Origin of the sequence: Phenylobacterium sp. NIBR 498073, from assembly GCF_027286305.1 — a bacterium.
In the GTDB taxonomy this organism is placed as follows: Bacteria; Pseudomonadota; Alphaproteobacteria; order Caulobacterales; family Caulobacteraceae; genus Phenylobacterium.
In genome coordinates this window covers 1496360-1509851 of the sequence record NZ_CP114599.1, presented here as the reverse complement: position 1 = coordinate 1509851, position 13492 = coordinate 1496360, and the positions used below count along the sequence as shown (strand labels likewise).

At 68.9% G+C, this 13492-nt stretch carries 11 protein-coding genes; 5 read left to right on the top strand and 6 right to left on the bottom strand.

The genetic code is table 11. The annotated features are described in order from the left end of the window. Positions 1-198: 198 nt before the first annotated feature. Both O4N75_RS07655 and O4N75_RS07650 read right to left on the bottom strand, forming a co-directional pair. Positions 199-1422 carry an acyl-CoA dehydrogenase family protein gene (locus tag O4N75_RS07655; RefSeq protein WP_269628760.1) on the bottom strand — a complete coding sequence of 408 codons (1224 nt, stop codon included), beginning with the start codon at positions 1420-1422 and terminating at the stop codon, positions 199-201. A 5-nt stretch (positions 1423-1427) separates the two neighbouring features. Next, on the bottom strand, positions 1428-1718 hold the full coding sequence (locus tag O4N75_RS07650; protein WP_269628759.1) for a putative quinol monooxygenase: 291 nt from the start codon (positions 1716-1718) through the stop codon (positions 1428-1430). Between the two features lie 188 nt (positions 1719-1906). Between O4N75_RS07650 and O4N75_RS07645 the strand changes: the two genes are divergently transcribed. Continuing rightward, entirely contained in the window at positions 1907-2287 is a 381-nt protein-coding gene (locus O4N75_RS07645) for a hypothetical protein (protein WP_269628758.1), read from the top strand. Positions 2288-2355: 68 nt separating this feature from the next. Here O4N75_RS07645 and O4N75_RS07640 read toward each other — a convergent pair whose 3' ends face one another. The 3 genes from O4N75_RS07640 to O4N75_RS07630 all read right to left on the bottom strand — a co-directional run bounded on the left by O4N75_RS07640 (position 2356) and on the right by O4N75_RS07630 (position 3926). Further along, positions 2356-2823 (bottom strand): GNAT family N-acetyltransferase, encoded by a 468-nt coding sequence (locus O4N75_RS07640; RefSeq protein WP_269628757.1) that lies wholly within the window; start codon positions 2821-2823, stop codon positions 2356-2358. 11 nt (positions 2824-2834) lie between these two features. Further along, positions 2835-3128, bottom strand: a complete 294-nt coding sequence (locus tag O4N75_RS07635; protein ID WP_267233550.1) for a hypothetical protein — start codon at positions 3126-3128, stop codon at positions 2835-2837. Positions 3129-3230: 102 nt separating this feature from the next. Beyond that, the gene (locus O4N75_RS07630) at positions 3231-3926 is read right to left on the bottom strand and encodes a DnaJ family molecular chaperone (RefSeq protein WP_267233549.1); all 696 of its coding nucleotides are present in this window, start codon (positions 3924-3926) and stop codon (positions 3231-3233) included. Positions 3927-3996: 70 nt separating this feature from the next. Here O4N75_RS07630 and O4N75_RS07625 point away from each other — a divergent pair, with 70 nt between their 5' ends. From O4N75_RS07625 to O4N75_RS07610, 4 genes are all read left to right on the top strand, one after another. After that, positions 3997-7650 carry a hydantoinase B/oxoprolinase family protein gene (locus O4N75_RS07625; protein ID WP_348649533.1) on the top strand — a complete coding sequence of 1218 codons (3654 nt, stop codon included), beginning with the start codon at positions 3997-3999 and terminating at the stop codon, positions 7648-7650. A 21-nt stretch (positions 7651-7671) separates the two neighbouring features. Next, on the top strand, positions 7672-8268 hold the full coding sequence (locus O4N75_RS07620; protein WP_269628755.1) for a hypothetical protein: 597 nt from the start codon (positions 7672-7674) through the stop codon (positions 8266-8268). 193 nt (positions 8269-8461) lie between these two features. Next, complete coding sequence (locus O4N75_RS07615) at positions 8462-9145, top strand: ParA family protein (RefSeq protein WP_269628754.1); 684 nt, start codon at positions 8462-8464, stop codon at positions 9143-9145. A 399-nt stretch (positions 9146-9544) separates the two neighbouring features. After that, positions 9545-12415, top strand: coding sequence for a TonB-dependent receptor (locus tag O4N75_RS07610; RefSeq protein ID WP_269628753.1), 2871 nt, complete (start codon positions 9545-9547; stop codon positions 12413-12415). A 65-nt stretch (positions 12416-12480) separates the two neighbouring features. On the opposite strand, the gene O4N75_RS07605 is transcribed toward O4N75_RS07610, so the two are convergent. Continuing rightward, positions 12481-13410, bottom strand: coding sequence for a LysR family transcriptional regulator (locus O4N75_RS07605; protein ID WP_269628752.1), 930 nt, complete (start codon positions 13408-13410; stop codon positions 12481-12483). Positions 13411-13492 lie beyond the last annotated feature (82 nt).

Sequence of the window (13492 nt, the reverse complement as noted above, 5' to 3'; positions counted from 1 at the left end):
CATTATTCGTCACACACGATCAATTCTAGTTATAGGTCGCCCGGACAGCCCCCTCCAGCAGCGCCTTGCGCGCGTCGACGGACCGCTTCGCCACATGCGGCGGGCGCGCCAGGGCCTGGCGCCCTTGGAGCCACGGAGTTTGCCCGTTCAGGGACTTCAGGAGGTTGCGGCTCAGCCGCAACCTCCCAAGTTCGCCCGCTACAGGCCCAGCACCATCTTGGCCATGATGTTGTGCTGGATTTCGTTCGACCCCGCATAGATCGAGGTCTTGCGGTAGTTGAAGTAGGTCGGGGCGAGCGTCGCCGCATAGTCCGGCCCGGCCCGCGGCTCGTTGCGCTCGCCGCGAATCTCGGCCCAGGTGTCGCGCACGAACGGCTGGGCGTAGATGCCCGCCGCCTCCAGGGCCAGCTCGGTCACCGCCTGCTGGGCCTGGCTGCCCTCGAGCTTCAGCATGGAGGACGCCGCCCCCATCGCCTCGCCCGAGGTCCGCGCCGAGAACATCCGCAGCTCGGTGGCGTTGAGCACGTCGACCTTGATCTGCATCTCGCTGAGCTTCTTGCGGAAGTCAGGGTCGTCGATCATCCGGCCGCCGCCGTCCGAGGGCTCCAGGCTGGCGATCTTGCGGACCTTCTGCAGCTGGTTGGTCAGCCCCGCGGCGTACGGATTGCCGCGTTCGAACTGCAGCAGGTACTTGGCGTAGGTCCAGCCCTGGCCTTCCTCGCCGATACGATTTGCCACCGGAACCCGGACGTTCTCGAAGAACACCTGGTTGATCTCCTGGTCGCCCTCGGGCGGACCGTCCAGGGTCGGCAGCGGCACGATGGTGATGCCGGGGGTGTTCATCTCCAACAGCAGGAACGAGATGCCCTTCTGCCGGATATCCTCGTTCGAGGTCCGCACCAGGCAGAACATCCAGTCGGCCCACTGGGCGTAAGTTGTCCAAATTTTTGAACCGTTTAGGACGTAATGATCACCGTCCCTCTCAGCTTTCATGGACAGCGAGGCGAGGTCCGACCCCGAGCCCGGCTCGGAGTAGCCCTGGCACCACCAGACGTCGGTCGACAGGATCTTCGGCAGGTGCTGGGCCTTCTGCTCGGGGGTCCCGAACGCCATCACCACCGGGGCGCACATCTTCAGCCCCATGTTCGAGGTCGAGGGCGCGCCGGCCAGGGCCATCTCCATGTCGAAGATGTACTTCTGGGCGTGGCTCCAGCCCGTGCCGCCGTATTCCTTGGGCCAATCCGGGGCGATCCAGCCCTTGTCGTTCAGCCGCTTCAGCCAGCGCACCTGGCCGGCCTTGTCGATGTGCGCATTCTTCGACTGCGCCGAATGGGCGCGCATGTCGTCGTCGAAGGCCTCGGCGATGAAGGCCCGGACCTCGTCACGAAACGCGAGGTCTTCCTTCGAGAATTCGAGATCCATGGTCCCTACCCCACAGCGTCGAGATATTCGATCTCGGGACGGCCGCCCATGCAGGGGCCCATCTTGGCGCCGGCGGCCTTGAAGTAGTCGGTGCCGCCGTGAGCCTTCAGGGCGTCCTCGTCCTTGTAGAGCTCCAGCACCTTGTAGACGGTCGGGTCGGTGCGGCTCTTGGTCAGTTGATAGGCGATGTTGCCCGGCTCGTTGGCCCGGACCTGCTTGGCGAGATCGGTGAAGATCGCCTCGAATTCCGCCTGCTTGCCGTCCTGGACCTTGAGGGTCGCCACCACGCCGATCATGCCGTTTCTCCCAACGATTGTTTGAACTCGAACCTAGAGGCGGCGCGGCGCTCGGGCAAGCGGCCGATAGGCCGTTTCAACGGCAGGTTCTCGTCGCAGGCTCGCAGGAACCTGACGGCGCCCACAACGCCTGATGGCGTCAGCCGCAGCTTTTCGCTACGTCTTGTCGACACGCAGCGGGGGCTCGCATGAACATCTACGCGGCAGGGATCGCATTCGCCCTCCTGGCCGGCGGGCCGGCGCTCGCACAGGGCCTGCGCATCCTTCCGGTCGAGCAGCCGACGTCGAACCCATGGTGGCTCTGCGACGGGAAGCCTCCGCCCCGCTACTATCCGCCCGTGGCGATGCGCCTCCGGGTCGAGGGCTCAGCCCTGGCGCAGTGCCGGCTCGACGAGAAGCACCGCCCCACCGCCTGCACCTGGCAGGAGGAAGACAAGCCGGGGTTCGTCTTCGGCGCGACGGCGGCCAAGCTCGCCTGCATTATGAAGTTGAAGGCTCCGCCGGACACCCCGGCGCCGCCCGGCACGGTCGCCCTGATCCCGATCCGTTTCAAGCTGCCGCCAAACTAGCGCGGCGAACGGCGCATGGACGGCAATGTTCCGCCACGGGTGCGCGTACTCTCCGAAGCGGACGTCTCTTAGCCCAGCGGCTTCTCCAGCAAGAGCGTCGTCAGGCCGCTTTCCCACTCGAGGTCCGGATAGGAGTCGATCTCGCGATAGCCGAGCGCGGCGTAGAAAGCGCGCGAGCGGGTGTTGAAGGTGTCGGTCTCCAGCCGCGCCGAGACCTCGCCCGCTACGGCCATCGCCTGTTCGGCGTGCGCCAGCAACGCCCGCCCCACGCCGCGGCCCTGGGCCGGGCCGATCACGTGCAACGCATGGACGAAGTCGCCGTCCCAGTGAACCATGCCGACGACCTGCTCGCCCTCGAGCGCCAGCACGAAGGCCTCGGCCATCGCCTCCACATAGGCCCGGGCCGGCTGCTCGCGGCGGCGTTTGGCCAGGATTTCGGGCCGCAGTTGCGGGCCCCAGGTGCTCTCGAAGGTGTCGTCCAGCACTGCGATCACCCCGGCTTCGTCGCCGGGGCGGAAGGGCCTCAGAATGTACATGGAGTCAGGCCCTAGCGGCCCTGGCGCTCGTTCCAGCCGTAGGCCACCCAGTGATGGCCGCCCAGGTGGCGCGCTTCGATGACGCCGTCGTCGCGACGGGTGGCGCGGGCCTTCTTGGCGCGCAGGGCGAGCCCCGCCAGCGCCAGCAGCGCCGAGGCCATGACCGCGATCACCACCACCGTGGCCGCAAAGAAGACGGCGAGCACCGCCCCGACCGCGATGGCGGCGGCGGTGGCCAGAGCCCCTCCGACCGCGGCGAGACCGCGAAGGGTGGACCCGTGCTTCCTGGCGAATTCGCGAACCATGAGCATCCTCAAGGGCGCCGCTTGTTACGGCTAAACGGATAATTCGGTCGGACGATCCCCGACGTCAACGAGAACCGGAAAGAACACGACAAAGTGGCCGCATCATGCCGCCCCTTCGAGCGCCATCGCCCGGCGTTCGCGCATGATGTCGTCAAACGCCGCGTTGATCGCCGCCGACTTGGCTTCGGCGACCTCGATGAATTCGCTGGGCAGGCCGCGGGCGCGGGCGCGGTCTGGGTGCGCCTCGGACAGGGCCGCCTTCCAGACCGCCCGGACCTCGGCGTCGGAGGCGTCGTGCGCGACCTCGAGCACGCCGTAGGGGTCGTCGGCGCCGATCCCCAGGTGCACGGCCTTCAGCCGGCGGAACACCAGCGGCGAGAAGCCGAACAGATCCGAGACCTGCTCCAGGTAGTCGAGCTCGTCCTGGGTCACCACGCCGTCGGCCGCTGCGATGTGGAACAGCCCGTCGAGCACGTCCTCCAGCAGGGTCGGGCACCCGGCGTAGCGCTTGGCCAGCCGCCGCGCATAGCTCTCGAAGCCACGGGTCGTCTGGCGGGCCAGGTCGTACAGGCGGTGGATGTTGCGCTCGGAGGCGGCGTCCGGCTGGAACACCTGCGAAAAGGCGTCGAATTCGCCGATGCTGGCCCGCCCGTCGGCCTTGGCCAGCTTCGCGCCCAGCGCGGTGACGGCGGTGGAAAAGGCGGGATCCTCGCCCGGCCGGGTGGCCGGACAATCGGCGCAGTCGCCCGCGTCGGGCTTCTTGACTGCGAGCCCAGCAATGTTGCGCCAGAAGCTCATGGGAGTATCCAAGCTGTAAGGCCCGGCGTCGGTCCTGACAATGCAGATCGCCCCCGCGAAAGGTTACAGTTTGGACAGGCTCTGGAGCTTCTGGATCGATCGCGGCGGCACCTTCACCGACGTGATCGCCCGCGCGGACGACGGCCAGGAAGTCTCCCTCAAGCTGCTCTCTGCCTCCCCCGCCTATGCCGACGCCGCGGTCGAGGCCATGCGCCGCGTGCTGGGCGCCGCGCCCGGCGATCCCTTCCCCGCCGCGCGGGTCCAGGCGATCAAGATGGGCACCACGGTCGCCACCAACGCCCTGCTGGAGCGGGCCGGGGCCAAGACCCTGCTGGTGGTCACCGCGGGCTTCGCCGACGCCCTGGTGATCGGAGACCAGGCGCGCCCCGACCTGTTCGCCCTCAACATCGAGCGGCCGGCCCCGCTCTATAGCGGCGTGGTCGAGGCCGCCGAGCGGCTGGCCGCCGACGGCGCGGTGGTCCGCACGCTCGACGAGGCGGCGCTGATGGCCGCGCTGCGCCAGGCGCGGGCCGAAGGCTTCACCTCGGCGGCGATCGCCTTCATGCACGCCGACCTCAACCCCGCCCACGAGGCCCGCGCCGGCGAACTGGCGCGGGCGGCCGGGTTTCCGTTCGTCGCCCTCAGCCACGAGGTATCGCCCCTGCCCCGGTTCGTGCCGCGGGCCGAGACCACCGTCGCCGACGCCTATCTGACCCCGATCCTGCAGGCCTATGTCGAGCGCGTGGCCGCCGCGGTCGAGGGCGCGCCGCTCTATTTCATGACCTCGGCCGGCGGCCTGGTGCATGCCCAGACGTTCCGCGGCCGCGACGCCGTGGTCTCCGGCCCGGCCGGCGGCGTCGTCGGGGTCGCGCGCACGGCGCAGGTCGCCGGCGCCGAGCAGGCGCTGGGCTTCGACATGGGCGGCACCTCGACCGACGTCTGCCGCTACGCCGGCCTGCTGGAGCGCCGCGACAGCGCCAAGGTCGCCGGGGTCAAGCTGCGCAGCCCGATGCTCGACGTCGAGACCGTCGCGGCCGGCGGCGGCTCGATCCTGGCCTTCGACGGCCTGCGCGCCCGGGTCGGGCCGCAGAGCGCCGGCGCCGACCCCGGCCCTGCCGCCTACGGGCGCGGCGGCCCGGCGACCGTCACCGACGCCAACCTGGTGCTGGGCCGGCTCGATCCACGCTTCTTTCCGGCGATCTTCGGGCCGAACGGCGAGGCCCCGCTGGACGTCGCCGCCGCCCGCGCGGCCCTGCAGACCCTAGCCGACGCCATGGGCGCGGGCAGCCTCGAAGCCGCCGCCGAGGGCTTCGTCGCCATCGCCGTCGAGCAGATGGCGCGGGCCACCGACCGCATCTCCACCGAGCGCGGCTTCGACCCCCGCGACCATGTGCTGACCGCGTTCGGCGGCGCGGCCGGCCAGGTGGCCTGCGAGGTCGCCGAGGCCCTCGGCCCGTCCCAGGTGATCTGCCCGCGCTACGGCAGCGTGCTCTCGGCCTGGGGCATCGGCCAGGCGCAACTCGCCAGCCTGCGCCAGGTCGGCCTCGGCGCGCGGCTCGACGCCGCCGGCCTGGAACGGGCCCAAGCGGCGGCCGATCAGGCCGAGGCCGCCGCCCGCGCCGCCCTCGCCGAGCAGGGCGCGGAGGCCGGCGAGGTCCGCCGCGTACTGCGTCTGCGCTACGAAGGCGCCGACGCCGAACTGCCGGTCGCGCTCGGTGGGCTGGCGCAGGTCCGCGACGGCTTCGAGGCGGCGCACAAGCGCCTGTTCGGCTTCGTCGAAGCCAGCCTCCCGATCGTCATCGCCTCGGTCGAGGCCGAAGCGGTGAGCGGGGCTCACGCTCCCTCTCCCCATTCATGGGGAGAGGGTGGGGTGAGGGGCGCGTCGCAGAGCGACGCAACGCAACCTTTCCCCCTCGACGGCGCGGCCGAGAGGCCCCCCTCACCCTACCCTCTCCCCCCGGGAGACGGGGGGAGAGGGAGTATGACCTCCATGTTCTTCCACGGCGCCTGGCATGACGCGCCGGTGATCGCCGCCGACGCCCTGATCGCCGCCGTCGAGGGCCCGGCGTTGATCGTCCGGCCCGACACCCAGATCGCGCTAGCCCCCAGCTGGACCGCAACGCCCGGCCCCGACGGCATGATCCGCCTGGACCAGGCCGGCCGCCGCAAGGCCGCCGCCCTGGCGCTCGACACGCCCGATCCGGTCACCCTCGAACTTTTCAACAAGCGGTTCATGGGCGTGGCCGAGGCGATGGGCGCGGCCCTGGAGCGCACCGCCCATTCGGTGAACATCAAGGAGCGCCTCGACTTCTCCTGCGCCCTCTTCGACACAGAGGGCGGCCTGGTCGCCAACGCCCCGCACATGCCCGTGCATCTCGGCTCGATGGGCGCCAGCGTGCGCGCCGTCCGCGACCGCCATCCGCAGCTCAACCCCGGCGAAGCCTTCGCGCTGAACAATCCCTATGCCGGCGGCACCCACCTGCCCGACATCACCGTGGTCATGCCGGTGTTCGTGGAAGCGGCCGCCCGCCCCGCCTTCTACGTCGCCGCCCGGGGCCACCACGCCGATGTCGGCGGCATCCAGCCCGGCTCGATGCCGCCCTTCTCCCACACGCTGGAGGAAGAGGGCGTGCTGCTCGACGCCCTGCCGATCATGACCGGCGGCGTCTTCCTGGAGGACGCCGTGCGCGCGGCCCTGGCCGCCGGGCCCTATCCGTCCCGCGCGCCGGACCGCAACATCGCCGACCTTAAGGCCCAGATCGCCGCCTGCCAGGCCGGCGCCGCGGCGGTCAGCGGCATGATCGAGACCTTTGGGGGCGACGCCGTCGCGGCCTATATGGGCTTCGTCCAGGCCAACGCCGCCGCCTCGGTCCGCCGCGCAGTCGGCAAGCTCAAGGACGGCGCGGCCCGCGTGCCGATGGACGGCGGCGGCGAGATCGTCGTGCGCACCATCGTCGATGCGGCGGCCGGCGAGGCGGTGCTGGACTTCCGCGAGTCCGCCGCCCAGCTCGGCTCGAACTTCAACGCCCCCTCGGCCATCGTCGACGCCGCCGCGCTCTACGTGTTCCGCAGCCTGGTCGACGACGACATCCCGCTCAACGCCGGCTGCCTGGAGCCGCTGAAGATCCTGACCCGCGAGGGCTCGATGCTGGCCCCGCGCTATCCGGCCGCGGTGGTCGCCGGCAATGTCGAGACCAGCCAGCACGTCGTCGACGCGCTCTATGCGGCGCTGGGCGTGATGGCCAACGCCCAGGGCTCGATGAACAACTTCACCTTCGGGGACGAGACCCGGCAGTACTACGAGACCATCTGCGGCGGGGCCGGGGCCACCGCCGACCGGGCCGGGACCAGCGCCGTCCACACCCACATGACCAACTCGCGGCTCACCGACCCGGAGATCCTCGAGCGCCGCTTCCCGGTGCGGGTCGAGGACTTTTCGATTCGTCGCGGCTCGGCCGGCGCCGGCGCCCTGCCCGGCGGCGACGGCGCGCGGCGGCGCATCCGCTTCCTCGCCCCCATGGAGGCCGCCCTGCTCTCCACCCGCCGCGCCCATGCGCCGCAAGGGATCGGCGGCGGCGGGGCCGCCCTGTCCGGCGCTCAGCGTTTGATCGGCGCCGACGGCGCGGTAAAGGAACTGCCGGGCTGTTTTTCGCTTACAGTCGAGCCCGACGACGTCATCGAGATCGAAACCCCCGGGGGCGGGGGTTTCGGGGCCGCCGCCTGATCCAGTCTTCAACGAGGTTCCATGCCAGCGCTACTCATCGCTCTCGCCCTTCTGGCCGTCGACCAGGCCGCCGAGCCGGCCGCCGCCACGCCCGCGACGCCGGCCGGCGTCGAGGAGCTGCCCTGGCCGGTCGGCGCGCCGCAAGACGACTACGGGCTGGTCTCGTGGTGCCACGGGGCGCTGAGCGGCTACCTCGATCTGCACGACCAGGTGATGCCCGAGGTCACCCGCATCGAGAGCACCTACCGGCCGCCGAACCGCCCGCTGGCCGAGGACCTCAAGGTCTACGCCGACATGCAGAAGCAGAGCCGCAAGGACCTGAAGGCGTTCGAGCGCGCCATCGAAGCGGCCGAGAAGGCCAGCATCCGGCCGCTCGGACCGATCGGCGCGGCGGCGATCAAGAAGGGCCAAGCGGTCTGGGCCGGCGCCCCGAACCTGACCAAGGCCCGCCTCGCCCAGGAGTGGATGAGCTGGTCGCTGCCCGTGCGCTGCGGCCCGACCGCCGAACGCCTGGAGAAGAACGCCAAGCTGCTCGGCGCCGCCTTCGACCCGACCGCCGGCCTGGAAGCCGCCGCCGCCCCAGACGCCCCGCCGCCCGCCGAGGCCCCGACGAGCTAGCTCCACAACCGTCATCCCGGTTTCGGCGCAGCCGAAGACCGAGCCTCCGCAAACCGGAATGACACCGGGGTTCAGGGCGCTTCCCCCGCTCCTAGGACAAAGTAGCGCCGCATACCCGCTCGATAGTCCGGTCGCAGACCGTTATGGTTTACGCCTGGGTCCCGACGGGGGGCGCCTCAGCAGAGAGATCGGCTTGCCGACAGTCGCCTTTGTCAATCCGAAGGGGGGCGCGGGGAAGACCACCGCGGCGCTGCTGCTTGCCCTTGGCCTCGTCGAGCGCGGGCAACGCGTGGCGATGATCGATTCCGATCCCAACAAGCCGCTGGTGCATTGGGCCTCGCTGCCCGGCCGGCCCGACAAGGTCAGCATCCACCCCGCCCCGACCATGGAAGATATGCGCGACGCCCTGCGCGAGGCCCAGCGCAAGCAGCCCGACTGGCTGATCCTCGACACCGAGGGTTCGATCCGCGGGGCGATGGCCTTCACGACCATGCGCCTCGACCTCGTGGTCACCCCTCTGGCCGCTTCGCAGCTCGAGGCGATCCAGGCGATCAAGGCCGCCGAGATGGTCACCCAGTTCGGCCGGCGGGCTGGACGGCCTCTGCCCCACCGCTGCCTGCTGACCCGCGTGCCGGCCGCCCTGCGTCCGCGCTCGCTGAAGGACGTCGTGGCCCAGCTGCGCACCAGCGAGATCGAGATTCTGCCAATCCCGCTGATCGAGAAGGAAGCCTTCCGCACCCTGTTCGCGGTGGGCGGCGGCTTCGACCGGTTGGAGGCCTCGGGCGTCAGCGGGGTGCCCGCGGCCCGGGCCAACGCTGAGGCCTACCTCACCTCGATCCTCGACCTGCTCAAAACGCCTACCACCCCCTCAAACTGACGCGCCGCCGCGCCCCACACCGTTTGACGAAAATCAAACAAACGGCGTTTCCATTAAGCCGCGACCTCACATACCGATGACTCGAATTCGAATCCGCGCCACCTGTGGCTCGGAAGCGACATTTCTGAGCAGCGCGGCAAAATTGACGGCAATTTCAAAATTCGCGACTGATTTTTATGGAAAAATTGCCGTCAAATTCGAACGGCCGGTACGATTTTGCGTTTACACCGAAAATTCGAACGCCACTTTTAGAATAACGCCATTCTATTACGTCGCAAAAGCGGCGTTATTCTTTCCGTGACGGAAAAGAGACTTGCACTTCCGAGCCTTGGCCGCTTTCTCCTGCGCCACGTTAAGACGTCAATTTGACGTATAACGCCGTTATATTAGGGGAAACGTATGTTGCATTCTAGGTACCTCGCAGGAGCCTCCTCCCTGGCGCTCCTGGCGGTCCTTGGGCTCGCCGGCCCTGCCAGCGCGCAAGACGACACCACCGCGGTCGAGGAAGTCGTGGTCACCGGCTCGTTCATCGCCGGCTCGCCCGAAAACGCGGCTCTGCCGGTCAACGTGATCGGTCAGGATGAAATGCAGAAGCAGGGCTCGCCGACCACGGTCGACCTGCTGAAGTCGATCCCGGCGGTGTCCGGCGTCCTCGGCGAAGCCAACCAGTACGCCGCCGCCCAATCGACCGGCGTGGGCAACGTCAACCTGCGCGGCCTCGGCGCCGAGCGCACGCTGGTGCTGATGAACGGCCGCCGCATGTCGATCTCGCCGGGCGCGATCTACGTCGACACCAACATGATCCCGACGGCCGCCATCGGCCGCGTGGAAGTGCTGAAGGACGGCGCGGCCGCGACCTACGGCTCCGATGCCGTCGCCGGCGTGGTGAACTTCATCACCCGCAAGAACCTCAACGGCCTCGAAGTCTCGGGCAACTACTCGTACATCGACGGAACCGATGGCGACTACACCCTGAGCGCCGCCTACGGCTGGCAAGGCGAGAACGCCGACATCCTGCTGACCGCCGGTTACCGCAAGCGCACCCCGCTGCCGGTCACCGAGCGTGACTTCGCGATGCGTTCGCTCGCCGAAAACCCGCAAGGCGGCTGGTCGAGCTTCGGCAACCCCGGCACCTACCTGACCAGCAGCAACGGCGGCGTCACCTATACCAGCGCGCTGCAAGATCCGGGCTGCGCGACCATCACCGGTCCCGGCTGCCAATTCCAGTTCATCGGCTTCAACAACCTGATTGAGGAAGAAGAGCACTGGCAGCTGTACGGCGAGATCAACTTCGACCTCACCGAGAAGACCAAGTTCCACGCCGAAGTGCTGTATGCGGCGCACGACGTGCCCCAGGAACACTCCTCGCCGTCGTACCCGCCGAACAACTTCCCGACCTCGGCGCTGACCGGGAAGGTTCAGGGCAACGGCTTCTTCATCCCGGTGAGCAACCCCGGCCTGCAGGCCATGCTCGGCCAGATGACCCCGGCCCAGGCGGCGGCGGCGGCCAACGGCCTCTTCACCTCGATCGCCTGGCGTCCGATCGGCGTCGGCGGCAACGATCTGTTCGGCGGCGGCGCCAAGCACGATCGCCGTTACTTCGAGACCTACCGCCTGTCGGCCGGCCTGAACGGCGAGTTCGACTTCGCCGGCGGCATCGGCTGGGACGCGGCCGTCACCTACATGGACTCCAACTCCGACGTGGCGACGTCCGACATCCTGGTCGGCAAGCTGCAGCGCGCGATGATGGGCTTCGGCGGCGCCAACTGCCAAGGCACGACCGCGGGCGCGAACGGCTGCCTGTGGTTCAACCCGTTCTCGACCGGCGTTGAATCCAACGTCATCGACGGCCGCACCAACCCGGGCTACGTCGCCTCCACGGCCAACAGCCGCGAAGTGCTCGACTACATCTTCGGCGAGTACGGCTACAAGCAGCGCTCGCGCATGTTCACCGCCGACCTGGTGTTCAACGGCGAAGTGGGCAGCGTCGACTTCGGCGCCGGTCCGCTGGCCTGGGCCGCCGGCGCTCAGTACCGCTGGAGCGGCGTGGAGCGTCAGAACAACGACGACACCAACATCGCCGTCAGCCCCTGCGCCGACTCGTCGGTGAACCCGGGTGCGACCTGCGTGGCTCAGAACGGTCCGTTCAGCTTCTTCGGCGCCCTGGCCGACTACGACCTCGACTACTCGGTCGGCGCGGCCTTCGTCGAAGCCCAGATGCCGTTCACCGACAGCCTGACCGGTACGTTGGCGATCCGCTACGAGGACTACGGCGGCAACATCGGCGCGACCACCAACCCGAAGGTCGCTCTGAAGTGGCAGGCCACGGACTGGCTGGCGTTCCGCGTCTCGGCCGGCTCGACCTTCCGCGCCCCGCCGCAGACCCAGATCGCACCGACCGCGACGACCAACCTGTCGTACACCACGGCGGCCGGCGGCTATCGCGCCTATGACCTGTGGGGCAACCCGAACCTGGAGCCGGAAAAGGCCAAGACGCTGAACCTCGGCGCCTTGTTCGACTTCGGCGACTTCCGCGCTTCGGTCGACTACTGGTCGTTCGACTTCGAAGGCCCGATCCGCTCGGAAAGCGGTTCGCAGATCGTCAACGCGATCTTCCCGAACGGCGCAGCTGGCGCGAACAACTGCGGCAACCCGACCTTCGCCGCGCTGCAGAACCGCATCTCGTTCAACGGCGCCTGCTCAGCCGCGAACATCAACCGGGTCCGCCACTACTTCGTGAACGGTCCGGACGTGAAGACCAGCGGCGTTGACTTCTCGGCCAACTATACGGCTCGCGACGTCTTCGGCGGCGACATGAACTTCGGCGCCGACGTCACCTACGTCATCGAATACGTGGTCGCTCAGAACACGATCGAGGGCATCGTCACCGCCAAGGAAACCGACTACGTCGGCACCATGGACTACCTCGGCTACGGCTCGCAGCCGCAGTGGAAGGGCAGCGCCTTCGCCGAATACAACCGCGGCGATCACAACCTGCGCTGGACCGTCCGCTACGTCGACAACATGGTCGACACCCGTGGCGGCTCCTCGACCTTCGCGACCAACCAGAACGGCCGCAAGATCGACGCTTTCATCACGCACGACCTAGCCTATCGCGTGTTCCTGCCCTGGGACACGACCCTGACGGCCTCGGTCATCAACGTGCTGGACGAAGAGCCGCCGTTCGCCCGTCTTGACCTCAGCTACGACCCGTTCACGGCGAACCCGCTGGGCCGGTACTACAAGCTGGGCGTCACCAAGAAGTTCTAGAGGTCTTCCCCCTCGAGAACGCTGACTGGGGCGGCTCCTAAGGGAGCCGCCCTATTTTTTTGGGCCTAGGCCGGGAGCCCCGCCGCCGCCCGCCGCGCGTAGCAGGCGTCCCAGAAGGGCTCGCCGCCGAATTTCTCCAGCATCAGGTCGGTCAGCGCCCGCACCTTGGCCGGCATATGCGCGGCCGGCGGTGGGCGCACCACGTAGAGCCCCAGCGGCGGCGCCGGGAAGTCGAGCAGCAGCGGCAGCACCTCGCCCTTGTCGATCGACGGCCCCACCAGGAAGGTCGGCAGCATCGCCACCCCCAGCCCGGCCGCCGCCGCGGCCAGGATCGCCGGACCATTGTCGGCCTTGAACCGCCCTTCGGGCCGCACGGTGATCGTCCGCTTGCCGTCCTGGAAGCGCCAGACCTCCGAGCCGCTCATCACCGCCGGCAGGTGGTCGAGGTCCTCGGGCCGGGTCGGGACGCCGTGCGCCTCCAGGAACGCCGGACTGGCGATCGCCGCAGCCCGGATCGGCGCGATCTTGCGCGCCACCAGGCTGGAATCCTCCAGCACCCCGATCCGCACGGCCGCGTCATAGCGCTCGCCAATCAGGTCGACGTAACGGTCGCTGTAGGACACCTCGACCTGCAGCTTCGGGTGGCGCACGGCCAGCTCGGCCAGCACCGCCGACAGGTGGGTCATGCCGAACGACAGCGGCGCCGACAGCCGCAAGCTGCCCACGATCTCCTCGCCGCGCTGGGCCAGGTCGTCGCGCGCGGCCTCCAGCTCGGCCAGCACCCGGTCGGCCCGCTCCTTGAACTCCAGCCCCGCCTCGGTGACCGAGACCCCGCGCGTCGTCCGGCTCAGCAGCTGGGCGCCGAGCTCGGCCTCCAGCCGCGCCACCCGCCGGCTGACCATGGATTTCGACAACCCCAGCCGCTGTCCGGCGCGGCCGAAGCTCTGCGCCTCCGCCACCTCGGCGAAGGCCTGAATGTCTTCGAGGTCAAGCATTTGGCGTTCCTGATCATGCAACAATCTAGTGCGAAATATCGGTCTACTGTTGCATCGATCAAGGGCTCACCTCTGTCGACGT